The sequence below is a fragment of the Micromonospora sp. CPCC 205554 genome (genome assembly GCF_036902745.1).
Classification (GTDB): Bacteria; Actinomycetota; Actinomycetes; order Mycobacteriales; family Micromonosporaceae; genus Micromonospora; species Micromonospora tulbaghiae.
Map to the genome: position 1 here is coordinate 158,607 of NZ_JBAKHP010000002.1, position 25,931 is coordinate 184,537.

General features: G+C 74.9%; 19 protein-coding genes, 1 pseudogene and 1 riboswitch. Of the genes and pseudogenes, 5 read left to right on the plus strand and 15 right to left on the minus strand.

Annotation, left to right across the window (positions count from 1 at the left end; translation table 11 throughout):
* Positions 1-70 precede the first annotated feature (70 nt).
* From mnhG to V6U82_RS03815, 7 genes are all read right to left on the minus strand, one after another.
* The gene (gene mnhG, locus V6U82_RS03785) at positions 71-403 is read right to left on the minus strand and encodes a monovalent cation/H(+) antiporter subunit G (RefSeq protein ID WP_121683666.1); all 333 of its coding nucleotides are present in this window, start codon (positions 401-403) and stop codon (positions 71-73) included.
* Positions 403-666 carry a monovalent cation/H+ antiporter complex subunit F gene (locus V6U82_RS03790; RefSeq protein WP_120571077.1) on the minus strand — a complete coding sequence of 88 codons (264 nt, stop codon included), beginning with the start codon at positions 664-666 and terminating at the stop codon, positions 403-405. The genes mnhG and V6U82_RS03790 overlap by 1 nt, the downstream gene beginning before the upstream one ends.
* Positions 663-1,313, minus strand: coding sequence for a Na+/H+ antiporter subunit E (locus V6U82_RS03795; RefSeq protein WP_334459219.1), 651 nt, complete (start codon positions 1,311-1,313; stop codon positions 663-665). Before V6U82_RS03795 ends, V6U82_RS03790 begins: the two co-directional genes overlap by 4 nt.
* Complete coding sequence (locus V6U82_RS03800; RefSeq protein ID WP_334459220.1) at positions 1,310-2,815, minus strand: Na+/H+ antiporter subunit D; 1,506 nt, start codon at positions 2,813-2,815, stop codon at positions 1,310-1,312. The genes V6U82_RS03795 and V6U82_RS03800 overlap by 4 nt, the downstream gene beginning before the upstream one ends.
* On the minus strand, positions 2,812-3,294 hold the full coding sequence (locus tag V6U82_RS03805) for a Na(+)/H(+) antiporter subunit C (RefSeq protein WP_334459222.1): 483 nt from the start codon (positions 3,292-3,294) through the stop codon (positions 2,812-2,814). Before V6U82_RS03805 ends, V6U82_RS03800 begins: the two co-directional genes overlap by 4 nt.
* Before the next feature lie 55 nt (positions 3,295-3,349).
* A complete protein-coding gene (locus tag V6U82_RS03810; protein WP_334459224.1) occupies positions 3,350-6,184 on the minus strand; it encodes a Na+/H+ antiporter subunit A in 2,835 nt (944 codons plus the stop codon).
* A 245-nt stretch (positions 6,185-6,429) separates the two neighbouring features.
* Positions 6,430-6,753: a hypothetical protein gene (locus V6U82_RS03815; RefSeq protein WP_128139212.1), complete on the minus strand. Its 324-nt coding sequence runs from the start codon at positions 6,751-6,753 to the stop codon at positions 6,430-6,432.
* Positions 6,754-7,071: 318 nt separating this feature from the next.
* Here V6U82_RS03815 and V6U82_RS03820 point away from each other — a divergent pair.
* From V6U82_RS03820 to V6U82_RS03830, 3 genes and pseudogenes are all read left to right on the plus strand, one after another.
* Positions 7,072-11,835, plus strand: a pseudogene (locus V6U82_RS03820) (Lhr family helicase); the annotation flags it as partial.
* A gap of 40 nt (positions 11,836-11,875) precedes the next feature.
* Positions 11,876-12,379 carry a GNAT family N-acetyltransferase gene (locus V6U82_RS03825; RefSeq protein ID WP_334459225.1) on the plus strand — a complete coding sequence of 168 codons (504 nt, stop codon included), beginning with the start codon at positions 11,876-11,878 and terminating at the stop codon, positions 12,377-12,379.
* Positions 12,376-13,164 (plus strand): SAM hydrolase/SAM-dependent halogenase family protein, encoded by a 789-nt coding sequence (locus V6U82_RS03830; protein WP_334459227.1) that lies wholly within the window; start codon positions 12,376-12,378, stop codon positions 13,162-13,164. The genes V6U82_RS03825 and V6U82_RS03830 overlap by 4 nt, the downstream gene beginning before the upstream one ends.
* 114 nt (positions 13,165-13,278) lie before the next feature.
* Here the strand turns inward: V6U82_RS03830 and V6U82_RS03835 are convergent, their stop codons facing one another.
* Positions 13,279-14,529, minus strand: coding sequence for a hypothetical protein (locus V6U82_RS03835; protein WP_334459228.1), 1,251 nt, complete (start codon positions 14,527-14,529; stop codon positions 13,279-13,281).
* 108 nt (positions 14,530-14,637) lie between these two features.
* Between V6U82_RS03835 and V6U82_RS03840 the strand changes: the two genes are divergently transcribed.
* Together V6U82_RS03840 and V6U82_RS03845 are read left to right on the plus strand one after the other, a co-directional pair.
* Positions 14,638-15,459 (plus strand): DNA-formamidopyrimidine glycosylase family protein, encoded by an 822-nt coding sequence (locus V6U82_RS03840; protein ID WP_334459229.1) that lies wholly within the window; start codon positions 14,638-14,640, stop codon positions 15,457-15,459.
* A gap of 39 nt (positions 15,460-15,498) precedes the next feature.
* A complete protein-coding gene (locus V6U82_RS03845) occupies positions 15,499-19,221 on the plus strand; it encodes a fibronectin type III domain-containing protein (protein ID WP_442933419.1) in 3,723 nt (1,240 codons plus the stop codon).
* 381 nt (positions 19,222-19,602) lie between these two features.
* Here the strand turns inward: V6U82_RS03845 and pspM are convergent, their stop codons facing one another.
* The 7 genes from pspM to V6U82_RS03880 all read right to left on the minus strand — a co-directional run bounded on the left by pspM (position 19,603) and on the right by V6U82_RS03880 (position 25,730).
* Positions 19,603-20,364: a phage shock envelope stress response protein PspM gene (gene pspM / locus V6U82_RS03850; RefSeq protein ID WP_120571087.1), complete on the minus strand. Its 762-nt coding sequence runs from the start codon at positions 20,362-20,364 to the stop codon at positions 19,603-19,605.
* A 16-nt stretch (positions 20,365-20,380) separates the two neighbouring features.
* On the minus strand, positions 20,381-21,232 hold the full coding sequence (locus V6U82_RS03855; protein WP_013284702.1) for a PspA/IM30 family protein: 852 nt from the start codon (positions 21,230-21,232) through the stop codon (positions 20,381-20,383).
* A 127-nt stretch (positions 21,233-21,359) separates the two neighbouring features.
* Positions 21,360-21,800 (minus strand): helix-turn-helix domain-containing protein, encoded by a 441-nt coding sequence (locus V6U82_RS03860; protein ID WP_091329610.1) that lies wholly within the window; start codon positions 21,798-21,800, stop codon positions 21,360-21,362.
* A 208-nt stretch (positions 21,801-22,008) separates the two neighbouring features.
* Entirely contained in the window at positions 22,009-22,566 is a 558-nt protein-coding gene (locus V6U82_RS03865; RefSeq protein WP_334459657.1) for a CinA family protein, read from the minus strand.
* Between the two features lie 59 nt (positions 22,567-22,625).
* Positions 22,626-23,207, minus strand: a complete 582-nt coding sequence (pgsA, locus tag V6U82_RS03870) for a CDP-diacylglycerol--glycerol-3-phosphate 3-phosphatidyltransferase (RefSeq protein WP_334459236.1) — start codon at positions 23,205-23,207, stop codon at positions 22,626-22,628.
* A gap of 47 nt (positions 23,208-23,254) precedes the next feature.
* Positions 23,255-24,757, minus strand: coding sequence for a 30S ribosomal protein S12 methylthiotransferase RimO (gene rimO, locus V6U82_RS03875; protein WP_334459237.1), 1,503 nt, complete (start codon positions 24,755-24,757; stop codon positions 23,255-23,257).
* 49 nt (positions 24,758-24,806) lie between these two features.
* The gene (locus tag V6U82_RS03880) at positions 24,807-25,730 is read right to left on the minus strand and encodes an ornithine cyclodeaminase family protein (RefSeq protein ID WP_334459238.1); all 924 of its coding nucleotides are present in this window, start codon (positions 25,728-25,730) and stop codon (positions 24,807-24,809) included.
* Positions 25,731-25,826: 96 nt separating this feature from the next.
* Positions 25,827-25,892, plus strand: a riboswitch (guanidine-III (ykkC-III) riboswitch).
* Positions 25,893-25,931 lie beyond the last annotated feature (39 nt).

Sequence of the window (25,931 nt, forward strand, 5' to 3'; positions counted from 1 at the left end):
ATGCCGCCCATTTTATCGGGGGCCGCTGGATGTTCGCTGAGGGTGCCGGGAAGCCCCCCGCACGTCCGGTTCAGCGCCCGGCCAGTTCGTCGGCGTCCAGCAGCGTGCGGTCGACCCGCCCGGAGCGGTACGCGGCCCGGCCGATCATCTGCGCGGCCACCGGCGCGGTGGAGAGCTGGAAGATCGCCACCAGGACCAGCATGCCCAGATCCGAGGGGGTACGCAGACGCAGCGCCAGCCCGGCCAGCAGCAGCAGGACGCCCAGCACCTGGGGCTTGGTGGCCGCGTGCATCCGGTCCAGGACATCCGGGAAGCGCACCAGCCCGATGCCGGCGACCAGGGCCAGCGCCGCCCCGGCCAGCAGCAGGAAGCCACCCACCCAGTCCGCCACCGCGCCGGCCATCAGGATTCAGCCCGGACCGCGAAGCGCACCAGCGACACCGACCCGATGAAGCCGAGCAGGGAGAGCACCACCAGGACGGGCAGCGTGGTGGCGTGCCGGTTCACCGCGGCCTCCGCCCCCACCGCGGCGAGCATCGCCGACAGCAGCAGGTCGGCACCGACGACCCGGTCGAGCAGGGACGGGCCGCGGTAGATCCGGGCCAGGGCGAGCAGCGCGGTGGCCGAGAGCAGCACGGTGAGCGCGACGGCGAGCAGGACTGTCACTGGTGGTTCCTCCGTTCCACGGGTTCGATGTCGAGCCGGCGTACCTCGTCGGGAGATCCGATGGCGCGCACGATGCGCCGTTCGACGGCGAGCACGCGCTCGCGGCTGGCGGTGATGTCCTCGGGGCCGCGCACGTCGAGCAGGTGCACGTAGAGCATGCCCTCGGCCCGGTCGACGTCGAGGATCAGCGTGCCCGGCACCAGCGAGATCACCTCGGCGGTGAGCGCCAGGTTGAGGTCGGTGCGCACGCGCAGCGGCACCGCGATGATCGCGCCGCGCGGGCGGTAGCCGAAGTGCAACGCCACGCCGGCCACGTGCACGCTGGCGCTGATCAGCTCCACGACGAACGTGGCAGCGAACACCAGCAGCGCGCGGGGGCGTACCCGGCCGCCGAACGTGACCGGTGGCAGCGGGAAGAACAGCAGCACGGCCACGCCGACCACCAGGCCGGCGAACAGGTTGCCCCAGGACACGTCGCCCCACAGCAGCATCCAGGCGACGACCAGCCAGGCGAGCGCGACCGCCTGGTCCCGCCGCCGCCCACCCCGGCCGACCGTCGGTGCCGGCGCGTCCGGTGCGGGCGCGGCCCGGGGTACGCCCGCGGGCTCACCGGTCGCCCCCGCGCCCGGGGGCAGGTCGTCGGTCACGGCACGTCCCGGGGCAGGACCGCCCGCACGTACGGGGTGCGCTCGCGCAGGTCGGTGGCCGCGTCCGCGGTGACCTGGAACAGCGGCCCGGCCAGCAGCGTGAACAGCACGCCCAGCGCCACCAGGGCGGTGGTCGCCCCGACCATCAGCCCGGGCAGCCGGGCCGGCGGGGTGGCGGTGGCCAGCCGGGGCGCCCGCCAGAACGCGATGTTCCACACCCGGGAGGCGGCGTAGAGCGTGAGCAGGCTGGTCAGCGTGCCGGCCGCGACGAGTACGGCGGGCAGCGTGCCGCCGGCCGCCACGCCGGCCTGGAGCAGGCCGAGCTTGCCGAGGAACCCGGAGAACGGCGGGATGCCGGCCAGGTTCATCGCGGGGACGAAGAAGAGCACGCCGAGCATCGGGGCGATCCGCGCCAGGCCGCCGATGCGGCGCAGGTCGGTGCTGCCCGCGCGTTCCTCGACCAGGCCGGCGACCAGGAACAGTGTGGTCTGGATGGTGATGTGGTGCACCACGTAGAAGATCGCCCCGGACAGGCCGGCGACGCTGCTCAGCGCCACCCCGAAGATCATGTAGCCGATGTGGCTGACCAGCGTGAAGGACAGCAGCCGTTTCAGGTCCGACTGGGCCACCGCGCCGAGGATGCCCACCACCATGGTCAGCCCGGCCACCACCATCAGCAGCGTGGCGACCTGCCCGCCGGGGAACAGCAGCGTCTCGGTGCGGATGATCGCGTACACGCCGACCTTGGTGAGCAGACCGGCAAAGACCGCCGTCACCGGTGCGGGCGCGGTCGGATAGCTGTCCGGCAGCCACGCCGACAGCGGGAACACCGCCGCCTTGATCCCGAACGCGAGCAGCAGCGTCAGTTGCAGGGTCAGGCGTACGCCCGACGGCAGCGCGTCCAGCCGGTCGGCGAGCTGCGCCATGTTCAGCGTGCCGGTGGCCGCGTACACCAGCCCCACGGCGGACAGGAACAGCAGCGACGACAGGATGCTGACGACCACGTACGTCGATCCGGTCCGCAACCGCACCTCGGTGCCGCCCAGCGTGATCAGCACGAAGCTCGCGGCCAGCAGGATCTCGAAGCCGACGAAGAGGTTGAACAGGTCCCCGGCCAGGAACGCGTTCGTCACGCCCGCGGTCAGCACCAGGTACGTGGGGTGGAAGATGCTCACCGGCGCGGTCTCACCGGTCTCCGCCCGGCCCTGGCCGATCGAGTAGAGCAGCACGCACAGCGTCACCGCCGAGGAGACGAGCACCATCAGCGCCGCCAGCTGGTCCGCCACCAGCACGATGCCCACCGGCGCCGGCCAGCCACCCACCTGCACCACCACCGGCCCGAACCGGTACGCCTGCACCAGCAGCACCGCCGCCACCACCAGGACGCTGGACAGGCAGAGCACGCTCACCCACCGCTGCAACCGGGGCCGGCCGGACAACAGCAGGGTGAGCGCCGCGCCGAGCAGCGGCACCACCACCGGCAGCGGCACCAGGGCGCTCATGTGGTTTCCCCGTCCCGGCGCAACCGCCGGCGGGCCGGCTCCGGATCCACCTGCTCCGGGTCGTCGTCCGGGCCCTCGCCGCCGAGATCAGCCGTGGACACCTCGTTGCTCTCGGCGAGCCGGACGATCTGCCGGTCCTCCAGGTCGTCCTGCACCTCGTCGTCGCCGCTGGTGTACCAGCTCCGGTAGGCGACGGCGAGCAGGAACGCGGTCAACCCGAACGTGATCACCACGGCGGTGAGCACCATGGCCTGCGGCAGCGCGTCGCTCATCGCGCCCTGCGAGGCGGAGCCCACGAGCGGTGCGGCGCCGGCTCGCCCGCCGAGCAGGATGAGCAGGTTCACGCCGTTGCCGAGCAGGATGATGCCGAGCAGGATCCGGGTCAGGCTGCGTTCCAGCAGCAGCGTCACACCGGCGGCGACGAGGACCCCGACGGCCAGCACCAGCACCAGCGTCGGCCCGGCCGCCCCCCTCGTCACTGAGCCACCTCTGTTCGCGACTGCGGGGCTCGCAAACCCGGCTCACTCCTCGCGCTCACGATGAACTCTCCCGCTGGACGACCAGCCCCCGCCCTGCCTCGCCCGCGGCCTCCACGTGCCGGTCCACCTCGGCGCCCAGGCTGCGCAGGATGTCCAGCACCAGCCCGACCACCACCAGGTAGACGCCGATGTCGAAGAACAGCGACGTGACCAGGTAGAAGTCGCCGACGACCGGCAGCCACAGGTTGACCTTCACGCTCTGCAGCACCTCACCGGTGAGCGCCAGGCCGAGCACACCGCTGCCGACCGAGATGCCCAGGCCCGCGCCGAGCACCGTGCCCGCTCCGACCGGGGCCGCCTCGGCCAGCTCGTACCGGCCGCCGGCCAGGTAACGCAGCGCCAGCGCGAGGCCGGCGACCAGCCCGCCGGCGAAGCCGCCGCCGGGGGCGTTGTGGCCGGAGAAGAGCAGGAACAGCGAGAAGATCAGCACGGTGTGGAAGATCAGCCGGGTGACCACCTCGAACACGATCGACCGCCGGCGCTCCGGCAGCGTCTGCCCGCCGCGCAGCCACACCGTGCGCCGGTCCCCGGCGCGCAACGCGACCGGCTGGGGACGGCGGGGACGCGGCCCGGTGCGGGAACGCTCGTAGATGAGGCTGGCCACGCCCGTCGCGGTCACCACGAGCACCGAGATCTCCCCCATCGTGTCCCAGGCCCTGATGTCGACCAGGGTCACGTTCACGACGTTGCGGCCGTACCCCTCGACGACCGCGAGGTCGGGGAAGGCCGCGGAGATCGACGGCGCCCGCCGGGCTCCGGCCGCGGCCAGCGCCAGGCCGGCCATCACCGCGCCGGCGGCGATCCCGATGCCGCGCCGCACCCAGCGGCTGCGGCGCAGCGGGCGGGCCGAGAAGCGCTCCGGCAGCCGCCGCAGCACCAGCACGAACACGGCGATCGTCGCGGTCTCCACGAGGAACTGGGTCAGCGCCACGTCCGGCGCGCCGTAGAGGACGAACATCATCGCGGTGCCGTAGCCGGTCACGCCGACGAGCAGCATCGCGGTGAGCCGGCGGCGCGCGCCGACCGCGAGCAGCGCGGCGACCGCGATCACCACGCAGACCACGAGCTGGGCCGGGTTGTCCCAGGCCGCCAGCTCGACCCGCCACGGCGCGGTCGCGATCATCGCCCCGCCCGGCACGAACACCAGCGCGAGCAGCACGGTGCCGAGGTACTGCGGCAGCGAGCCGCGCTGGGTGGCGCCGGTGACCTCGATGGCGAGCCGGTCGAAGCCGTGCGTCACCCACTCGTACCCCTGGTTGCCGTTCACCGGCGAGCGCAGCCGCGCCAGCGCGGGCGCCAGCGGGCCGCGGACCAGGTGCAGCACCACACCGCCGGCCAGCACGAGGGCGGACAGGCCGAGCGCCGCCGTGGGTCCGTGCCAGAGCGCCAGGTGCTCCTCGACCGGCCCGAACAGCTCGGCGTACGGCTCGAACAGGCCGCTCAGCCACCCGGCGGCCGCACCGGCGGCGAGCCCGGCCACGGCGAGCAGCGACGGGGGTACGAGCATGGCGGCGGGCGGCCGGGCCAGCTCGGTGTCCGGCACGCCGGGCCGGGCGCCGAACGCGCCCCAGAGGAACCGGATGCTGTACGCGACGGTGAGCGCGCTGCCGACCACCAGCACGATCAGGACCAGTGGATCGCCGGTGAACGCGGCGAGCGCCGCCTCCTTCCCGACGAACCCGAGCAGCGGCGGCACCCCGGCCATCGAGGCGGCGGCCAGCGCGGCGACCGTGGCCAGCACCGGCGCGGCCCGACCCACCCCGGACAGCTCCCGCAGGTCACGCGTGCCGGCCTCGTGGTCGAGGATGCCGACGACCAGGAACAGCGCCGCCTTGAACAGTGCGTGTGCGGCCAGCATCGCCACGCCGGCCAGCGCCGCCTTCGGGGTGCCCGTGCCGAACAGGACGGTGAGCAGGCCGAGCTGGCTGACCGTCCCGTACGCCAGCAGCAGCTTCAGGTCGGTCTGCCGCAGCGCCGCCCACCCGCCGATGACGAGCGTGACCAGGCCGGCGACCACCGTTACCGGCCGCCACCCGTCGACCGGGGCGAGCACCGGGCCGAGCAGTCCGATGAGGAAGATGCCGGCCTTCACCATCGCCGCCGCGTGCAGGTAGGCGCTCACCGGCGTCGGGGCGGCCATCGCCACCGGCAGCCAGGCGTTGAACGGGAACACCGCGGACTTCGCCAGCGCCCCGGCGAGGATGAGCAGCACCGCGACGGTCAGGTAACCGCCGCCGGGCAGCGGCGCCGAGGCCACCGCCGACCACCGGTATCCCCCGGCGTGGTGGCCGAGCAGCAGGAACCCGACGAGCATGGCCAGCCCGCCCAGCGTGGTCACGGTGAGCGCCTGGGCGGCGGCCCACCGGCTGGACCGGCGCTCGGTGCTGTGCCCGATGAGCAGGTAGGAGAAGACGGTGGTCAGTTCCCAGAACACGTAGAGCAGCAGCAGGTCGTCGGAGACGACGAGGCCGAGCATCGCCCCGGCGAAGGCGACCATGACGGCGGCGAACCGGGCCAGCCCGGCCGACCCGGGCGGGAAGTAGCGGGCGGAGTAGACCAGCACCAGCGCGCCGACGCCGCCGACGAGCAGCAGCATCAGCCAGGACAGCGTGGTGACCCGCAGCGCCACGTCGAGCTGGAGCTGCGAGATCCAGGGGTACGTCTCGACCACCTCGCCGCCGTCGCGTACGTCGGCGGTGTGCGCCGCCGCCCAGACCGCTGTGGCGGCCGGGGCGAGCGCGAGCAGCAGGCAGGCGCGCGGACCCCACCGGCGGACCAGCAGCGGGGCGAGCAGCGCCGCCACCAGGTGCACGATCAGCAGGACGAGCACGCGTACTCCCGGTCGAGGTGACAGCGCGCAGAACACGCTGGTGTCACAACCGATCACACGCCACAGAGGCACCGAACCGGGCCGTTTTCCCCAAAACCCACCCTTACCTCCACCCGGCCGTCCCGGCCGTCCCGGCCTCTCGGGCGGCGATCAAGGAGTTTGCGGCGGGATCGGGCGCGCTCCCGGACACGAACTCCTTGATCACCGGGGCGGCGGAAGGGCGGAAGGGCGGGGTGCGGCGGGGGTCAGGGGGTGGGGTTGGGGGTGGCCAGCTGGCGAGCGGCGCGGTCGACGGCGCGCTGGGCGGCGACCAGGGAGCGCAGCGGCAGCCGGGCGTCCCGGCTCTCCCGGCGCTGGACGAAGTAGTGCACGGCGGCCCGGACCCGGGCGCGGTCGGCGGCGCTGGACCGCGCGGTCGCCAGGACCATCTCGCGCAGGCGCGCGGCCAGCTCCTCGGCCAGCTCGAGATCGGGACCGTGCAGCGCGGCGCGGAGCGCGGCCAGGCGACTGTCGACCTTGCGGATGAGCACGTCGGTTCCGGAGCCCAGACCTCGGTCCTCGACGGTCATCCACGCCTCCACCCCACGCCGCATCGCGAGTGAAGTTACTTTATGTTGCAGCCCACAAGCAAGCAGTTAAGTAAGACTTAACGGAATAATCGCCCATTCCATTCTTGGTCTGCTGCGGGCGGGACGGAACGGTCCGGCGGCGGGCCGGATGTCACACCGGCGCGGCAGGATGGGAGCGTGGCGGACGAGGTGACCCCGTCGGGCCGGCCAGGCGGGTCAGGCGGGCAGGGCGGGCCAGGCGGGCAGGGCGGGCCAGGCGGGCAGGGCGGGCCAGGCGGGCAGGGCGGGCAGGGCGGGCCAGGCCGGTCGGGCGGTGTCCTGGCGGAGTTCGGCGCGGCGACCCGGGAGTGGTTCACCGCGGCGTTCGCCGCGCCCACCCCGGCCCAGGAGGGCGCCTGGCGCTCGGTGGCCGCCGCACGCAACGCCCTCGTCGTCGCGCCGACCGGCTCCGGCAAGACGCTCGCGGCGTTCCTCTGGTCGCTCGACCGGCTCGCCAAGGAGCCGCCGCCGGCCGACCTCCGGCGCCGCTGCCGGGTGCTCTACGTCAGTCCGCTCAAGGCGCTCGCCGTGGACGTGGAACGCAACCTGCGTGCCCCGCTCACCGGCATCCGCCAGGCCGCCTCCCGGCTCGGCCTGGTCCCGCCCGACATCACCGTCGGCATGCGGACCGGCGACACCCCGGCCGACGAGCGCCGGGCCTTCGCCCGCACCCCACCGGACATCCTCATCACCACGCCCGAGTCGCTGTTCCTGTTGCTCACCTCCGCCGCCCGCGACTCGCTGCGCGGCGTCGACACGGTGATCGTGGACGAGGTGCACGCGGTCGCCGGCACCAAGCGCGGCGCCCACCTGGCGCTGTCCCTGGAACGGCTCGACGCGTTGCTGGAGCGTCCCGCGCAACGGATCGGGCTGTCCGCCACCGTCCGGCCGATCGACGTGTGCGCCCGCTTCCTCGGCGGCGCACGCCCGGTCGACGTGGTGCAACCGCCGGCGAACAAGACCATCGAGGTCAGCGTCCAGGTCCCGGTGGAGGACATGACCCGCCTCGACGAGCAGGAGCCGCCGGAGGACGATCTCGGCGGCCTCGCACCCCGCCGACCGTCGATCTGGCCGGCGGTCGAGGAACGCGTGTTCGCGCTGATCCGCGCGCACCGGTCCACGATCGTGTTCACCAACTCCCGGCGCAGCGCCGAACGCCTCTGCGCCCGCCTCAACGAACTGGCCGCCGAGGAGGTGGAGGCGGCGGCCGCCCCGGACGGCAGCCACGTGGCCCGGGGCGGGGAGCCGGTGCGCGTATCCGATCTGCTGCCCGGCGCCGACGGCCCGTCGGCCGGCGACGGGGCCGGGCTCGACGACGCCGGCGGGTTCGGCGCGGTGTCCGGCGGCGAACCGGGCGACGGCGACGGGCCGTTCGACGATTTCGGCCAGGTGTCCGGCGGCGGGCCCGGCGACGGGAGCCGGGCCCGGCGGGGGGCGGAGGCGTCCGGCGGGCCGGTGCGCGCGCCGCGGCAGCCCGCGGAGGTGATGGCGCAGTCCGGCGCCGCGGCCGGGGCGCCGGCGGTGATCGCGCGGGCACACCACGGCAGCGTGTCGCGGGAGGAGCGCAAGCAGATCGAGGAGGCGCTCAAGTCCGGTCGGTTGCCCGCCGTGGTCGCCACGTCCAGCCTGGAACTCGGCATCGACATGGGCGCCGTCGACCTGGTGGTGCAGATCGAGGCGCCGCCGAGCGTGGCGGCCGGGCTGCAACGGGTCGGGCGGGCCGGGCACCAGGTCGGCGCGGTCTCGCGTGGCGTCGTCTTCCCCAAGCACCGGGGCGACCTGCTCTCCTGCACGGTGGTGGCCGAGCGGATGGGCGCCGGGGCGATCGAGGAGTTGCACTACCCGCGCAACCCGCTCGACGTGCTGGCCCAGCAGATCGTCGCGATGGTGGCGCTGGAGCCGTGGCGGCTCGGTGACCTGGCCGTGCTGGTCCGGCGGGCGGCGCCGTTCGCGGAGCTGCCCGACTCGGCGCTGCACGCGGTGCTCGACATGCTCTCCGGGCGCTACCCGTCCACCGCGTTCGCCGAGTTGCGTCCCCGGCTGGTCTGGGACCGCGCCACCGACGTGCTGACCGGCCGGCCCGGCGCGCAGCGGCTCGCCGTGACCAGCGGCGGCACCATCCCCGACCGGGGCCTGTTCGGCGTCTTCCTGGCCGGGGCGGAGCGGGCCGCGCGGGTCGGTGAGCTGGACGAGGAGATGGTCTACGAGTCGCGGGTGGGTGACGTGTTCCTGCTCGGCTCGTCGTCCTGGCGGATCGAGGAGATCACCCCCGATCGGGTGCTCGTCTCCCCCGCACCCGGGCAGGCGGCCCGGATGCCGTTCTGGAAGGGCGACCAGCTCGGCCGCCCGGTCGAGCTGGGGCGGGCGATCGGCGCCCGGGTCCGGGCGCTGCTGCGGCAGTCCGACGCCGACGCGGTCGCGGCGCTGCGGGCCGGCGGGCTGGACGACTGGGCCGCCGGCAACCTGATGAACTACCTGCGCGAGCAGAAGGCGGCCACCCGGTCGCTGCCGGACGACCGGACGGTGGTGGTCGAACGGTTCCGCGACGAGCTGGGCGACTGGCGGCTCGCCGTGCACTCGGTGCTCGGCGCGCGGGTCAACGGGCCGTGGGCGCTCGCGATCGGCCGCCGGCTGACCGAGCGGTACGGCGTGGACGCCCGGGTCATGCCCTCCGACGACGGCATCGTGGTGCGCCTGCCGGACACCGCCGACACCCCGCCCGGCGCCGATGTGGTCGTCTTCGAGCCGGACGAGATCGCCCAGCTCGTCGAGGAGTCGGTGGGCACGTCGGCGCTGTTCGCGTCCCGGTTCCGCGAGTGCGCGGCCCGGTCGCTGCTGCTGCCCCGCCGTGACCCCCGGCGGCGGCAGCCGCTGTGGCAGCAACGCCAGCGCGCCGCGCAACTGCTCGACGTGGCCCGCGAGTACGCCGACTTCCCGGTCACGCTGGAGGCCGCCCGCGAGTGCCTCCAGGACGTCTTCGACCAGCCCGCCCTCGGCGAGCTGATGCGCGACCTGGCCGCCCGCAAGGTACGCCTGGTCGAGGTGGAGTCCGAGCGCCCGTCGCCGTTCGCCAGGTCGCTGCTGTTCGGGTACGTCGGCGCGTTCCTCTACGAGGGCGACGCCCCACTGGCCGAGCGGCGCGCCGCCGCGCTGGCGCTCGACTCCGGGCTGCTCAGCGAGTTGCTCGGCCGGGTCGACCTGCGGGAACTGCTCGACCCGGAGGTGCTCGCCGAGACCGCGCGCCAACTGCGCTGGCTCACCGAGCAGCGGCGGCCACGCGACCCGGAGGACGTGGTCGAGCTGCTGCGCGTGGTCGGTGACCTGAGCGACGCCGAGCTGGCCGCGCGGGGCGTACCGGAGTCCTGGACCGACGAGCTGGCGGCGGCCCGGCGGGTGCTACGGGTCCGCATCGCCGGCGAGGACCGCTGGGTGGTCGTCGAGGACGCCGCCCGGCTGCGCGACGCGCTCGGGGTGGCGCTGCCCGTCGGGGTCGCCGAGGCGTACCTCGCACCCGTGGCCGATCCGCTCACCGACCTGGTCGCCCGGTACGCCCGCACGCACGGTCCGTTCGCGGCGGCCACCTGCGCGGCCCGGTTCGGGCTCGGCGTGTTCGTGGTGGAGCAGGCGCTGCGCCGGCTGGCCGCGAACGGCCGGGTGGTTTCCGGCGAGTTCGCGCCGGACAGTGTGGGCACCCAGTGGTGCGACGCGGAGGTGCTGCGCCTGCTGCGCCGCCGTTCGCTGGCGGCGCTGCGCCGGGAGATCGAGCCGGTGCCGCCGCGCGCGCTCGCCGCGTTCCTGCCCCGCTGGCAGCAGGTCGGCTCGTCGGCCCGGGGCGTCGAGGCGGTCGCCGCCACCGTCGAGCAGTTGCAGGGCGTGAGCGTGCCGGCGTCCGCGCTGGAACGCCTGGTGCTGCCCGCCCGGGTCGCCGACTACTCCCCCGCCCAGCTCGACGAGCTGTGCGCCGGTGGCGAGGTGGTGTGGGCCGGCGCGGGTGCGATCTCCGGCGGCGACGGGTGGGTGACGCTCGCGTACGCCGACGTCGCGCCGCTGCTGCTGCCACCGCCGGACGAGGCGCTGACGCTGACCCCGCTGCACGAGTCGGTGCTCGACGCGCTCGCCGACGGGCAGGCGTTGTTCTTCCGCTCACTGTCCGACCGGGTCGGCGCCACCGACGACGCCGCCCTGTCCGGCGCGGTGTGGGACCTGGTGTGGGCCGGTCACCTCACCAACGACACGCTCGCCCCGCTGCGGGCCGCGCTCGGCGCGGGCGGGGCGCACCGGTCCCGGCCGTCGGCGCCGCGCACCCGCTACCGCCGCCCCGGCCGGGTGGCGCTGCCCAGCCGGGGCGGTCCGCCCACCATGGCCGGTCGCTGGTCCCGGCTCCCCGACCGCGACCTCGACCCCACCCGCCGGGCCGCCGCCCTGGCCGATCTGCTGCTGGAACGGCACGGCGTGGTGACCCGGGGCGCGGTCGTCGCCGAACAGGTCACCGGCGGCTTCGCCGGGGTCTATCCGGTGCTGTCCGCGATGGAGGAACGCGGGGCGGCCCGGCGCGGCTACTTCGTCGAAGGGCTCGGCGCGGCGCAGTTCGCGGTGCCGGGCGCGGTGGACCGGATCCGGGCGCTCGCCGACGACAGCCAGGGACGGGGCGGGCCGACGGTCGTGCTCGCGGCCACCGACCCGGCGAACCCGTACGGCGCGGCGCTGCCCTGGCCGGAACGTGTGGTCGACTCCGGCGACGGAGCGGCGGCGGCGACCGGCCACCGGGCCGGGCGCAAGGCGGGCGCGCTGGTCGTGCTCGTCGGCGGCGACTTGGTGCTCTACGTCGAGCGGGGCGGCCGGACGATCCTGTCGTTCACCGACGACACCGACACGCTCGGCGCGGCCGGCAAGGCGCTCGCCGACGCGGTGCACTCCGGTGCGCTCGGCGCGATCTCGGTGGAACGCGCCGACGGCGAGGCCGTGAACGCGTCCCCGCTGCGCGACGCGCTGACCGCCGCCGGTTTCCGTGCCACCCCGCGCGGCCTGCGCCTGCGCGGCTGACCGCCCGGAGTTCCGGGGAGCGGGAACGTAGGGTGTGCCGGTGGCCTCGATCCGGGTACGTCAGGCGCGCGACGGGGACCGTGCCGCGCTGACGGCGTTGCACGAGCGGGAGTGGGGCGGGCCGATCGTGGTCGTCCACGACACCCGCTACGACCTGCGTGACCTGCCCGCACTGGTGGCGGTCGACGGCGACGGCGCGTTCGCCGGGGCGCTGGTGTACCGGGTCGACGCCGACGGGCTGGAAGTGGTGAGCCTGGCCGCGTCGACGCCCGGCACCGGGGCCGGGAGCGCCCTGCTGGCCGCCGCTGAGGAGGTGGCCGTCGCTGCCGGGGCGGACCGGATCTGGCTGGTCACCACCAACGACAACCTGGGCGCGCTGCGCTTCTACCAGCGACGGGGGCTGCGGATCGTCGCGGTGGACACGGGCGCCGTGGACCGGGCCCGCGCGGTCAAGCCGACTATCCCGCACGTCGGCGCGGACGGGATCCCGCTGCACGACGAACTGCGCCTGTCCCGGCACCTGATCAGGGCGGGCAACCCGTGAACGGCACACCGCACTGTGTCTCGCTGACCACCGACTACGGGCTCTCCGACGGGTTCGTGGCGGCGTGCCACGGGGTGCTGGCCCGGCTCGCCCCGGCCGTGCGGGTGATCGACGTGACGCACCTGATCCCACCGGCCGACGTCCGCCGGGGCGCGGCGGTGCTCGCGCAGACGGTGCCGTATCTGCCGTGGGGCGTGCACGTCGCGGTGGTCGACCCGGGTGTCGGCACCACGCGGCGCGGGATCGCGCTCGCCGCGCCCGGCGGGCTGCTCGTGGGGCCGGACAACGGGCTGCTGGTCCCGGCCGCGGAGGCGCTCGGCGGGGTGACCGCCGCGGTGGAGCTGACCAACCCGGACTGGCTCGGCCCGGTCGTGTCCCGCACGTTCCACGGGCGGGACGTGTTCGCGCCGGTGGCCGCCCGGCTGGCGCTCGGCGCGCCGCCCGCCGAGGCGGGACCGGCAGTGGACCCGGGCGCGCTGGTCCGGCTGCCGGAACCGGTGGTACGCGCCGAGCCCGGCGGCCTCAGCGCCGAGGTGCTGACCGTCGACCACTTCGGCAACGTCCAGCTCGCCGCGCCGGGCGCGCTGCTCGACGGCCTGCCGGCCCGGGTGCTGGTGAACGGACACGAGGCGGTGCACGGCCGCACGTTCGGCGACGCCGTACCCGGCGCCCTGGTGGTCTACGTCGACTCGGCCGGCCTGGTGGCCGTGGCGGTCAACACCGGCCGAGCCGCCGACACCCTCCGAGCCACCCCAGGCGACGCAGTCACGATCACCCACCCCTGACCCCGCGATCTTGCAGTCGTGGCCCCGGCATAGGGAACAAATGCCCCCGGCGCAGGGCCGAAACCGCAAGATCGCGGAGGAGAGCGGGGAGGGGCGGGACGGAGGACGGCGTCGTCAGCAGCGGGGGACTGTGCCGCCGTAGATCGAGGACAGGTACGCGTGGCTGACGTAGTTGCCGCCGACCAGGCGGTACCACCTCGTCGTGGTGCGGTACGTTCCGGCGATCTTCTGCCCGGTCACGTAGCACTGCACCGGCACGTGGGCGTACGTGGCAGCCAGCCCTCGGCTCGCGTACGAGGTGCTCGCCCCGGCGCGCAGGTTCAGCGGCCCGGAGCCGACCACGGCCCGCGCCCCGCCACCGGTCCACAGCAGCGTCACGTCCACCCACGCGTTGTCGGTGAGCCGCAGCCCGTCCCAGAACGTCCCGTCGGCCAGGTCCAGTCCGGCCGGGTTGCGCACGGTACGGCCGAACTGGTCCCGCCCGCCGTTGTAGCCGTTCTGGTACGCCGCCTGCGCCTCGGGCAATCCGCGCGGCAGGTCCTTCCAGTTCTCCCGGACCGACGCCGGGTTCCACCAGTCGTCCCGGGTGTTCCACGGGCCGACGTCCCAGACCGGGGCGTACTCGCAGCGGCTGCCGCTCGTGGTGCAGACCTTGACCGTGTAGTCGCCGGTGCCGCGCGGGGACAGGCCGCGCCGGGTGGGCAGCGCCGCGAAGTGGTCCCGGGTCCGCACCGTGTGCCCGTTGGCGGTGATGCCGCCGACCAGGCCGATCCGGGTCGCGTACACCCGGTACTTGAGCGCGGCGGCCGGCTGGACCGCCGTGGTGGCGACCGAGTCGGCGGCGAGCGTCAGCCCGGTGACGGTGGCCTCCGACGCGGAGTCGCTGGTGGTCAGCACCACGCGCGCCTGGACCCGGCTGACCGGCTGGTCGAACACCGCCTCGGTGGCGTCGCGCCACTCGGTCCAGCCGCGGGCACGCCAGCCGCGTACCTGGGCCACCGCCGTACCCCCGTCGCCGGTGCGGGCGGCGAGCTGTGCGCGTACCCGGGTCGCGGGTCGGTCCAGGGCGCGCGGCGCGGAGAGCAGGATGCCCTCGGCGACCGGTCCGGCGACGGCGGCCGGGCGGGTGCGGGCGGTGGGCCGTGGGTCGGCCAGCCGCAGGCGGCCGGACCGCCAGGCGACGTTGACGTCGTCGCCGCCGGCGACGGCGAGGTCGACGGACCAGCGTTCGGAGCCGGGCGCGGCGGCGCGTGCCGGTGCGGCGGTGGGCGGGGGCGCGGCCTGCGCGGGCGTGCCGGGCAGTCCGGCGGCCACGGTGAGCAGGGCGGTCAGGGCGACGACGGTACGACGTCGTAGATGTGCCATCAGCATTCTCCTCAGAACCCCCTGATCGTTGCGTTTCCGCAGATCAAGTGGAACCTCAGTACAAATAGCGACACATGCGAATTCCTTTCGGTAGGGGACAATGGCGGGGTGCCCGAAGGCGACACCGTCTGGAACACCGCGCGCGTCCTGCAACGCGCGCTGGCCGGGGCCCGGCTCACCGGGTCCGACTTCCGCGTGCCACAGCTCGCCACCACCGACCTGACCGGCTGGACGGTGCGCGAGTCGGCGAGCCGGGGCAAGCATCTGCTGCTGCGCCTGACCGGCACCCACGCCGAGCCCTGGACGCTGCACTCGCACCTGCGGATGGACGGCGCCTGGCGGGCGTACGCCCCGGGTGAGCGCTGGACCGCGCGTCCGGCGCACCTGATCCGGGTGGTGCTGCGCTCCCCCGCCGCGGTGGCCGTCGGCTACCACCTGCACGAGCTGACGCTGGTGCCGACCGCCGAGGAGGAGTCGCTCGTCGGCCACCTCGGCCCGGACCTGCTCGGCCCGGACTGGGACGCCGACGAGGCGGTCCGCCGGCTCGCCGCCGACCCGGAGCGCACCATCGGCGAGGCGCTGCTCGACCAGCGCAACCTGGCCGGCGTGGGCAACCTCTACAAGTGCGAGGTGCTGTTCCTGCGCGGCGTGTCGCCGTGGACGCCGGTCGGCGCGGTGCCGGACCTGCCCGGCACCGTCGCGCTGGCCCAGCGGCTGCTGGCGGCCAACCGGGGTCGCTGGACGCAGAGCACCACGGGGGTGCTGCACCGGGGCGGCACGAGTTACGTCTACGGACGCCGGGCGCAGCCCTGCCGCCGCTGCGGGACCGCCATCCGCAAGGAGGAACTGGGCGAACGGGTCACCTACTGGTGTCCGGCCTGCCAGCCCGGCGTGGAACTTCCACGAAACGCCCAAGATCGGCCAAGATAGGGACGATTGGGTACTTCCGCCTCACCCCTGTGACGTCGCATGCTGCGGTGGACCGCTCACGGATCGTCAGCAGCGCGTACGACCGCCACGCCGGGGTGTCGGCCGGCGCGCCCCGACCCGGGGAGAGCCATGGTGCTGTTCCGCAGAGCCCGGCCCGGACGGCCGGACCGGGCCGCAGTCGCCGAGGAGACCGCGTCCGCCGATTCCGCCGTGCGGGGCGTTCCCGCCGCGCGGGCCGGTGACGAGGAGCCCGGCGGCGGCCCGGCCCCGGCGAGCCTGGACCCGGCCGCCGTCCCCCGCCTGTTCGGCCCGGTGCCGAACACCGCCGCCAGCCCGCTGCCCGCGCTCGACCCGGACGGCCGCCCGGTCCCCGGCACCGGCATCCGCAAGTTCGTCGACCCGCTGCCCCTGCCCGGGCAGCCGGCCACCACCGGGCTCGGCGCCCGCCTGCCCGTCGCCGTCCCCGACACCATCACCTGGCCGGGCTGCGACTACTACGAGATCGGCCTCCAGGAGTACGCGCAGCGCCTGCACCGCGACCTGCCGGCCACCCGGCTGCGCGGCTACCGCCAGCTCAACCTGGGCACCGACGCCTCCGGGCACAACACGGTCAGCCCGCCCGGCCGCCCCTGGCACCTCGGCCCGATGATCGTGGCCCGGCGGGGCCGCCCGGTACGGATCAAGTTCATCAACCAGCTCCCCACCGGACGGGCCGGTGAGCTGTTCCTGCCCGTGGACGAGACGGTCGACGGCGCCGGGGCCGGGCCGCTCGACGGTCCCGCGCCCTACCCGCAGAACCGGGCCGTGCCGCACCTGTCCGGCGCGCAGACCGGCTGGATCAGCGCCGGCAACCCGTGGCAGTGGGTGACCCCGGCCGGTGAGATCACGCCGTACCCGGTGGGTGCGGGTCTGACGCCGGTGCCGGACATGCCGCCGCCCGGCGCGGGCGCCACCACGCTGTACTTCCCGAACGAGCAGAGCGCCCGGCTCATGTGGCTGCACGACAACACGCTCGGCCTGTCCCGGCTCACCGTCTACTCCGGGCAGATCGCGCTCTACCTGCTCACCGACCCGGCCGAGGAACGGCTCGTCGACGACGGCGTGCTGCCCGCCGACCAGTTCCCGCTGGTGATCGAGGACAAGACGTTCGTACCCGACGACGCGCAGCTCGCCGCCCAGGACCCCACCTGGGACCGGGACCGCTGGGGCGCCAAGGGCAGCCTCTGGCACCCGCACGTCTACCAGCCGCGGCAGAACCCGTACCGGCTCACCGGCACCAACCCGACCGGGCGCTGGGACTACGGGCCGTGGACCCACGACCCGGACGGCGGCGCCAGCCCGTGGGTCGCCCCGGTGCCGAACCCGCACCACGACCCCGACACCGAACCGGACGAACCGCCGCTGGTCCCGGGCGTGCCGCACCCGTCGGCGGTCCCCGACGCGTACGGCGACACCCCGCTGGTCAACGGCGTGGCCTACCCGTACCTGGAGGTCGCGCCGCGGGCGTACCGGTTCCGGATCCTCAACGCCTGCGCGGACCGGGCGCTCAACCTCCAGCTCTACCGGGCCGCATCCGACGCGCCGATGTGGGCGGCCGACGGCACCCCGGCCGACCCGGACGCCGGTGAGGTGCCCATGGTCGAGGCGGTACGCGCGCCGGGACGGCCCGCGTACTGGCCGGCGGACGGGCGCGACGGCGGCGTGCCCGACCCGGCCGCCGCCGGACCCGAGATGATCCAGATCGGCAACGAGGGGGGCCTGCTCCCCGCCCCGGTGGTGCTGACCAACCGGCCGGTGGACTACCGGTACGACAGGCAGGACCCGACGGTGCTCAACGTGGACGGGCACGCGCTGCTGCTCGCCCCCGGCGAACGGGCCGACGTGGTGGTGGACTTCTCCACAGTGGTTCCGGGCAGCACGCTCATCCTCTACAACGACTGCCCCGCGCCGCTGCCCCGGTTCGACCCGCGCCACGACCACCACACCGGCGCGCCCGACCGGACCGCCGCCGGTGGCCTGCCGCCGACCCGCCCCGGGTACGGCCCGAACACCCGCACCCTGCTCCAGATCCGGGTCACCGGCACCCCGGCCGAGCCGTACGACACGCGGCGGCTCGCCGAGCGGCTACCAGGGGCGTACGCGCGCAGCCAGCCGCCGCCGATCGTGCCGCAACCCGCGTACGACACCGCCATCGGCACCTCCACCCCGCGTCCGACGCTGGTTCCCGCGCGGGCCACCTCGATCACGTTCACCCCGGCGGGCGCCACCGCCCCGGTCACGCTGCCGCTCGCGGTGAAGTCGGTCGGGCAGGTGTTCGAGGCCCGGCACGGCCGCGCGGTGGGACGGCTCGGCGTCGGCCACCCGGTCGCCGGGCCACTCGCCCCGGCCACCCTGCCGCTGGGACCGGCCGACCCCGCCACCGAGGTGCTGCACGCCACCGACCCGGCCGTGGCGGTCGGCGCGCCCGGCGACGGCACGCAGCTCTGGCGGATCGTCGGCGACGCCCCGCGTACCCACCCGGTCCACATCGAGGGCTGCGACGTGCAACTGGTCAACCGGGTCGGCTGGGACGGCACGGTCCGCCCGCCGGACCCGGGCGAGCTGGGCTGGAAGGACACCGTCCGGGTCAACCCCCGGGAGGACGTCGTGGTGGCGCTGCGTCCCGTACCGCCCGCCCTGCCGTTCAAGATCGGCGACAGCGTACGGCTGCTCGACCCGACCCGCCCGGCCGGCGCACGGCTGGACGCCGGCCCGGTCAGCCCGGTGGACGGCCGTCCCGCGGTCGTGGTCAACCAGCTGGTCAACCTGGGCTGGGAGTACCGCTGGCAGACCCGCTCGGCCGGACTGCGCGACCAGGGCATGAGCCGCCCGCTGGTCCTGCGCGTGGCACCCAAGGCGCCGACCGGGCTCACCGCCACCCCGGCGCCCGGCAGCGCCACCGCACTACCCGCCATCGCGCTGACCTGGACGGGCAACGGCAGCCGGCCCGTACCCACCAGCCACCGGCTGCAACGCGCCACCGACAGCACCTTCACCGCCGGGCTGACCGAGATCACGGTGGCCGCCACCGCCACCCGCTACACCGACGCCACAGTCACACCCGGCGTCACCTACCACTACCGGATCCGGGCCGAGAACGCGGTGAGCTGCTCGCCCTGGTCCAACGCCGTACCGGCGGCGGTGCACCTGGCCGCGCCGACCCGGCTGACCGCGGTGCTGCCGCCGACCGCGCCGCTGCGGGTGGCGTTGCGCTGGGCCAACCACTCCTTCGCCACCGGAGTGGACGTGCAGCGGGCCACGAACCCGACGTTCACCAGTGGTCCGGGCACCACGGCCATCGCCGTGGGCGAGGCCCACGTGGACCCGGCCGTCGCGCCGGACACCACGTACTACTACCGGGTACGCACGACGTACCTGGGCGCCGCCTCCCCCTGGTCCACGGTGGCCGCGGTGACCACCCCGGCCCGGCCGGCCGCGCCGACCGGGGTGAACGTCACCGCGAGCGTGTCCGGGCCGGACACCGCGACCGTGACGGTGAGCTGGTCGGCGCCGACGCCGGCCGGGCCGGGTGCCGGGTTCGTCGTGCAGCGCGCCACCGACGCCGCTTTCACCCGCGACCCGGCGACGTTCCACGTAACCGGCCGCGGCTTCACCAACACAGGCCTGGCCCGCGGTGCGACCTACCACTACCGGGTACGCGCCACAAACGTCGTAGGCACCTCCCCCTGGACCCCTACCACCCCCACGACCACCCCCACCTAACCCGCCCCGCCCCCGCCGCCCCCTCCCCCTCGGCGTTGGGCCCCGCCCTCGCCCCGGTGATCAAGGAGTTCGTGTCCTGTAGCGAGTCCGATCCGGACACAAACTCCTTGATCACCGCTGAGAGCGGACAGCGCGGAGAGCGGAGAGCCCGGCGCGGGAGCGGGGCTAGGGGCGCGAGGGGGCAGGATGCCGGACGGAGCGCCACTACGCCGTGCTGGAATCCCGGTGATCATGAGGTTGGCGGCAGGAATGGAGATCAAAAGTGCCGTCAACCTCATGATCGCGCAGGTCGGGCGGGTCGATCCAGGGCGCCCGGGGTCGGTGATCAGGGAGCAGGGCTGGGAGCAGGGCCGGGGAGACGGCGGGAGACAGCGGGGACTGTCAGGGGGCGCGCAGCGGGGTGCGCAGTTCGGCCAGGGCCGAGGCTACGCCGTGCAGCAGGTCGGTGGCCTCGGTCAGGCGCGCGGCGGCCGGGTGCTCGGTGTTCGGGCGCGCGTCCTCGGCCACGTAACCGGCGGCGGCCACCACCAGCCGCTCGTACGCGGCCACCCCGTCCTCCAACTGGGTCACCAGCGTGGCGTGCACCTCGTTCAGCGGGCTCTGCGGGGTCAGCTTCGCCGCGCGTTCCACGCCCGCCACCCGGGTCGCCAGCTCGCGCAGGGAACGGTCGGCCTCGGCCGCCTCCCGGACCGCCGGCTCGGCCAGCCCGGTGAGCCGACCGGCCAGCCCGGCCAGGGTGAGCGCGGCCCGGTCCAGCCGGGCCCACGGTTCGGCCGCGGCGGTGCCGCGCAGCGCGAGGCGGGAACGGACCCGGCGTACCTCGGCCACGACACCCGGGCCGACGGGCAGCCGCTCCACGGCGGCGACCAGCCGGGCGCGGGAACGGGCGGCGGCTTCCGCCGGGTCCAGCGCGGGCGGTGGCGGCACGGCGGCGAGCGCGCGGTGGTCGACCCAGCGCCAGGCGGCCACCGCGATCGCGCTGCCCGCGGCGCCGGCCCAGGCCGCGTCCGCCAGACCGAGTCCGGCGTACGGGGTCAGCACCGCGGCGGCGCCGCCGAGCCCTCCGGCCAGCACGCTCCACCGCCGCGCCGAGTTGCGCAGTCTGCGCAGCCTCCGGAAGTGCCGGGCCCGTTCGTCCGCCATCGTGTCCGCCCCTCCGTCAGCCGGTCGTGGTCTCCCCGGTGCCGCGTTCCCGGCTCATGCTGGCCCGGATCTCGTCGAGCCGGGCGGCGGCGGCCGGGTCGGCCGGCTGCCCCACGGCGGGCGTCTCGGACCGGCTGCCGAGCTGCTCGCCGGCCATGCTCGACCGGATCTGCTCCAGTCTCGCCGATCCGGCCGAGTCGAGCGTGGCCTTCTGGATCTCCAGCATCCGGCCCTCGACCGAGTTGCCGGCCAGTTCGGCCCGGCCCATGGCGGTGGCGTAGCGGCGTTCGATCCGGTCGCGTACCTCGTCCAGCGAGGGGGTGTTGGCGGGCGCGGTGAGCGACGACATCGACTCCAGCGAGCGGGCCACGCTCTCCTGCATCTTGGCCTGCTCCAGCTGGCTGAGCAGCTTGGTGCGCTCGGCCAGCTTCTGCTGGAGGATCATCGAGTTGTTCTCGACCGCCTTGCGGGCCTGTGCGGCCGCGCCGAGCGCCTGGTCGTGCAGTGTCTTGAGGTCTTCCAGCGCCTGCTCGGCGGAGACCAGCTGGGTTGCGAGCATCTGGGCCGTCTGCTCGTAGCGCCCGGCCTCGGCCTCGTCGCCCCGGCCCCGGGCCTGGTCGGCCACTGCGAGCGCCTGCCGCGCGTTGCCCTGGAGCTGTTCCACCTCGGTCATCTGCCGGGACAGCTTCATCTCCAGCTGGCGCTGGTTGCCGATCACCGCGGCCGCCTGCTGCACCAGCGCCTGGTGCTGGCGCTGTGCCTCCTCGACGGCCTGCTGGATCTGCACCTTCGGATCGGCGTGCTCGTCGATCTTCGCGCCGAAGAGCGCCATCAGGTACTTCCAACCCTTGACGAACGGGTTCGCCATCTCCGCCTCGTCCCCTCAGTAGCGTCGCGCCTACATCGTCCCAGCCGGACGCCACTCCGGCACCCGTACGCTCCTGATCAACAGTACGACGCGAACGCCAGCACCGCCCACGCCGCGACGGGCCGGGTCAGGCGGCGCAGACCACATCCCGCTCGGCGGGGCGTACGCGGGTGCTGCGCAGCGTGGCCTTGAGCGGCGAGTCCTGCCGGACCTGGACGGCGACCCCGCCGTCGGAGGTGACCTGGCGGACACCCCTGTTGGTCGCCTTGCGCACGGCGGCCGGCGCCACGGGGCCCGGCTCGTCGGCCACCGGAACCAGCACGCCGGGCATCTGCTCGGCCAGGGCGACGGTGTCGCTCACCTCGCGGAGCAGCTCGGACAGGCGGGCACCGAGCGCGTCGCAGATCGCGGCCAGCAACTCGCTGGAGGGTTCCTTCTGGCCGCGTTCGATCTCGGAGAGGTAGCCGAGGCTGACGTTGGCGGCGGAGGAGACCTCGCGGAGGGTGCGGTGCTGCCCCTGCCTGCGTGCCCGCAGCGCGTCACCGATCACCCGGCGTAGCAGGACCATCGCACCTCCCCCTGAACGGGACCACCATCCCCGGCCGTCCGCGTCGCGCCGGACGCGGCGGACCGCTCCGGCGCCGACGGCGACCGCCGGAGCCTTCCCGCAACCGTACCCGTTGGTCGCCACGACGACATCCCACCCCGCCTCTGAAAATCCGGGCGGATCGGCCGTCCGGCGGCCCCGCCACCGGGCGTGTCGGCGTGGCGGCGGCTCACCGGCGTCCGGCCCCGGCCGGATCGGCGGCATCGGCGTCCTGGGGGAGCTGGATGCGGTCGGCGAGCAGGCGCAGCGCCTCGATCACCGCGGCCGAACGGATGTGGTCGCGACCGCCGTCGAGGTCGAGCCGGCGCACCTGCGTGCCGTCCGGCCCGGCGACCGCCACGTAGACCAGGCCGACCGGCTTGCCGTCCTGCGGCTCCGGCCCGGCCACGCCGGTGGTGGCCAGGCCCCAGTCCGCGCCGCACCGCTCGCGTCCGCCCTCGGCCAGCGCGGCCGCCACGTCCGGGTCGACCGGGCCGCGGTCGGCCAGCAGGTCCTCCGGTACGCCGGCGAGCGTCGCCTTGAGTTCGGTGGCGTAGACCACCATCCCGCCCCGGTAGATCGAGCTGACCCCGGCGATCTCCACGATCGCTGCGGCGAGCAGGCCGCCGGTCAGCGACTCGACGGTGGCCAGTGTCTCGCCGCACTCGTGCAGCCGGTGCACCACGGCGGCCGCCGGGCTGCCGGCGGGCCGGTGGTCTTTCGCGTCGGTGTCCATGCCCGCCCCCATTTCCCGCACCACGCCGGCTTACTCGTCCGCCGCTCGGACCGGCGGCTGCGCCGCCTGGCTCAACGGGCCGGGCGGCGCAGCCGCAACGCCTGGGCGATGTAGTCGAACCCGGTGACCACGGTGACCACCACGGCCGCCCCCATGATCCACGGCCCGATCGCGGCGAGCGCCTCCGGCATCGGCCAGAGGTACCAGGTGATGGCCAGGATCTGCAGCGCGGTCTTGACCTTGCCGCCCCGGCTGGCGGCGATCACCCCGTGCCGGATCACCCAGAAGCGCAGCCCGGTGATGCCCAGCTCGCGGACCAGGATCACCACCGTCACCCACCAGGGCAACCGGTCGTAGAAGGAGAGCAGCACCAGGGCGGCGCCGGTGAGCGCCTTGTCGGCGATCGGGTCGGCGACCTTGCCCAGCGAGGTGACCAGTTCGTACCGGCGGGCGATCCAGCCGTCGACCAGGTCGGTCGCGGAGGCCACCACGAAGATCACGCAGGCGGCCGTACGCCAGCCCGCGTGGCTCATGCCGGAGGCGATCACGGTGGCTGCGAAGACCGGCACCAGCACCAGGCGCGCGCCGGTGAGCACGTTCGCCGCGTTGAGCAGCGGTACGGGGGCAGCCGCCGTCGGCTCCGCTCCCGTCATGTCCCGCATCGCCCCACGTGGCTTCCCCGCTCCGTCCGGGCCCGCCGTCACCGTACCGCGCCGGGCGCCGCCGAGATCATCTCATCCGGTACGGCGACCAGGTCCACGCCCTCGGTCGCCGTCACGGTGGCCCGGACCAGGTCACCGGGGCGCAGCGCGGCCAGATCCACCCCGCCGCCGACGGGCGCGACGAGCGTGGTCGAGCCGTCGACCTCGGGCGCCTGGTGGGCGGCCCGCCCTTCCACCACGCCGTCGGCGGTCGAGTCCACGAGCACCTCCACCGTCGCGCCGAGGCGTTCCTCGGCGCGCTGCGAGCAGAGTTCGTCGGCCAGCGCGCTGAGCTTGTCGTACCGCCGCTTGATCGTGACGGCGGAGACCTTGCCGGTCAGGCCGGCGGCCTCGGTGCCGTCCTCGTCGCTGTAGTCGAACATGCCGATGGCGTCCAGCCGCGCCTCGGTGAGGAACCGGACCAGCTCGGCCACGTCCTGCTTCGTCTCGCCGGGGAAACCGACGATGAAGTTGCTGCGCGCGCCCGCGTCCGGCGCCAGCTCGCGGGCCGACGCCAGCAGCTCCAGGAACCGGTCGGTGGAACCGAAGCGCCGCATCCGGCGCAGCACCGGCTCGCTGGAGTGCTGGAACGACAGGTCGAAGTACGCGGCCACGCCCGGCGTGGTGGCGATCACCTCGACCAGGCCGGGCCGGGTCTCGGCGGGCTGGAGGTAGCTGGCGCGTACCCGCACGATCCCGTCGATCGCGGCGAGCTGCGGCAGCAGCTTCTCCAGCGCGCGCGGGTCGCCCAGGTCCTTGCCGTACGAGGTGGAGTTCTCGCTGACCAGCACCAGCTCCCGGACGCCGGTCTTGGCCAGCCACTCGGCCTCGGCGAGCAGTTCGTCCGGGGTACGCGAGACGAACGCGCCGCGGAACGCCGGGATGGCGCAGAACGCGCACCGCCGGTCGCAGCCGCTGGCGAGCTTCAGCGAGGCCACCGGCCCGGTGTCGAGCCGGTGCCGCAGCACCTGCCGCAGGTGGGCCGGGGTGTGCGCGTCGGTGTCCGGTGCGACCCGGGCCGGCGTGCCGTGCCCGGGCAGCGACACCGCCGCGTCGCGGCGCTTCACCGGGGTCAGCGGCAGCAGTTCCCGCCGGTCGCGGGGGGTGTGCGCGCCGATCGCCTCGCCGGCCAGCACCGAGTCGAGGCGGGCGGCGATGTCCGGGTAGTCGTCGAAGCTGAGCACGGCCTGCGCCTCGGGGAGACTGTCGGCCAGCTCACGCCCGTACCGCTCGGCCATGCACCCGGCGGCGACGACCTTGGCGCCGGTGTCGGCGGCGGCCAGCAGCGTCTGGATCGAGTCCTGCTTGGCCTTCTCGACGAACCCGCAGGTGTTCACCACCACCACGTCGGCGCCCTCGCCGTCGGTGGTGACCTGCCATCCGTCGGCGTGCAGCCGGGCGGCCAGCTCCTCCGAGTCGACCTCGTTGCGGGCGCAGCCGAGGGTCAGCAGGGCGACGCGGCGCCCGTCGGATCGCGGGGTGGAGGAGGAGGCAGACACCATCCGAGGGTACCGGGCCGGTTCCGGAGCGCCGCGCACCCGTCCGGCCGGTTCAGCGGGCGGACACGGCCACCCGGGCCAGCCGGTCGAGGAGGAACACCTCCGTGCCGGCCAGGCCGGTGGAGCAGAAGACCGAGATCTGGTCCGCGCCGGTCCGGCCGGGAACCGCGCCGGCCAGCACCGCGCCCAGGTCGCGCAACCGCCCGGCGTACGGCTCGACGGCGGCGAGCATCGGCGGGACGTACGCGGTGGCCTGCCCGGGTGAGTCGGTGACCAGCAGGTCGGCGGCGTCGAGCAGGTCGGTGCCGAACTCGTGCCGGTCGGTCTGCTTGAAGCCGACCGTGTTGACGTGGGTGCCGGGGGCCAGGTCGGCGGCGTCGAGCACCGGGGTGGTGCTGGTGGTGGCGAGCACCACGACGTCCCGGTCGCGTACCGCGGCGGCGGCCGAGCCGACGGCGCGGGCCGGCACGTCCAGCTCGGCGCGGACCCGCGCGGCGAACGCCTCCCGCCGGGCCGCCGACCGGCTGTACACGGTCACCTCGCGCAGCGGCCGGACCGCCGCCGCGGCCCACACCTGGGTCCACGCCTGCCGGCCGGACCCCACCACGCCGAGGGTGGCGGCGTCGGCGCGGGCCAGGGCGTCCACCGCCACGCCACCGAGTCCTCCGGTACGCCGGGAGCCGAGTTCCTCGCCGACGGCGATGGCGCGCACCGCGCCGGTGGTCGCGTCGTGCAGCACGACGAGCTGACCGCTCTCCGGGTGGCCGAACGTGTCGTACGAGCGGAAGCCGTACCACTGCCCGGTGAGATGCCCGGCGGTGAGCACCATCCGGCCCCCGCCCAGCGGCGCGGACGCCCGGGGCGGGGCGATGAGCCGCCCGGCGTACGCGGCCAGCAGCGCGTCCCGCATGGCCGCGACGGTGAGCGGGGCGTCCACGGCGGCCGCGACGTCGTCGTCGGAGAAGAGCAGGGTCATGGCGTCCATCCTGCAACTTGAAGTTGACGTCAACTCCACCCATGGTGGCGTTTCTCACCACGCCGCCGGTCCGGCCCGCCCGGTGCTACCGTCGGCCACGACGGTCCGTGGGCCGTCCCGGACGAGTGGTGGGCGTACCCGGTCAGGCCAAGACGCCCCGCGTGACCCGACCGTCGCCCGGCCCGCTCCGCGCCGGGCCCG

What these genes read in the sequence shown, in the direction of transcription:
- mnhG (WP_121683666.1), bottom strand. Translation starts at nt 403, where the DNA reads ATGGCCGGCGCGGTGGCGGACTGGGTGGGTGGCTTCCTGCTGCTGGCC.
- V6U82_RS03800 (WP_334459220.1), bottom strand. Translation starts at nt 2,815, where the DNA reads ATGAGCGCCCTGGTGCCGCTGCCGGTGGTGGTGCCGCTGCTCGGCGCG.
- V6U82_RS03815 (WP_128139212.1), bottom strand. Translation starts at nt 6,753, where the DNA reads ATGACCGTCGAGGACCGAGGTCTGGGCTCCGGAACCGACGTGCTCATC.
- V6U82_RS03835 (WP_334459228.1), bottom strand. Translation starts at nt 14,529, where the DNA reads ATGGCACATCTACGACGTCGTACCGTCGTCGCCCTGACCGCCCTGCTC.
- V6U82_RS03845 (WP_442933419.1), top strand. Translation starts at nt 15,499, where the DNA reads ATGCTGCGGTGGACCGCTCACGGATCGTCAGCAGCGCGTACGACCGCC.
- pspM (WP_120571087.1), bottom strand. Translation starts at nt 20,364, where the DNA reads ATGGCGGACGAACGGGCCCGGCACTTCCGGAGGCTGCGCAGACTGCGC.
- V6U82_RS03855 (WP_013284702.1), bottom strand. Translation starts at nt 21,232, where the DNA reads ATGGCGAACCCGTTCGTCAAGGGTTGGAAGTACCTGATGGCGCTCTTC.
- V6U82_RS03860 (WP_091329610.1), bottom strand. Translation starts at nt 21,800, where the DNA reads ATGGTCCTGCTACGCCGGGTGATCGGTGACGCGCTGCGGGCACGCAGG.
- V6U82_RS03865 (WP_334459657.1), bottom strand. Translation starts at nt 22,566, where the DNA reads ATGGGGGCGGGCATGGACACCGACGCGAAAGACCACCGGCCCGCCGGC.
- pgsA (WP_334459236.1), bottom strand. Translation starts at nt 23,207, where the DNA reads ATGACGGGAGCGGAGCCGACGGCGGCTGCCCCCGTACCGCTGCTCAAC.
- rimO (WP_334459237.1), bottom strand. Translation starts at nt 24,757, where the DNA reads ATGGTGTCTGCCTCCTCCTCCACCCCGCGATCCGACGGGCGCCGCGTC.
- V6U82_RS03880 (WP_334459238.1), bottom strand. Translation starts at nt 25,730, where the DNA reads ATGACCCTGCTCTTCTCCGACGACGACGTCGCGGCCGCCGTGGACGCC.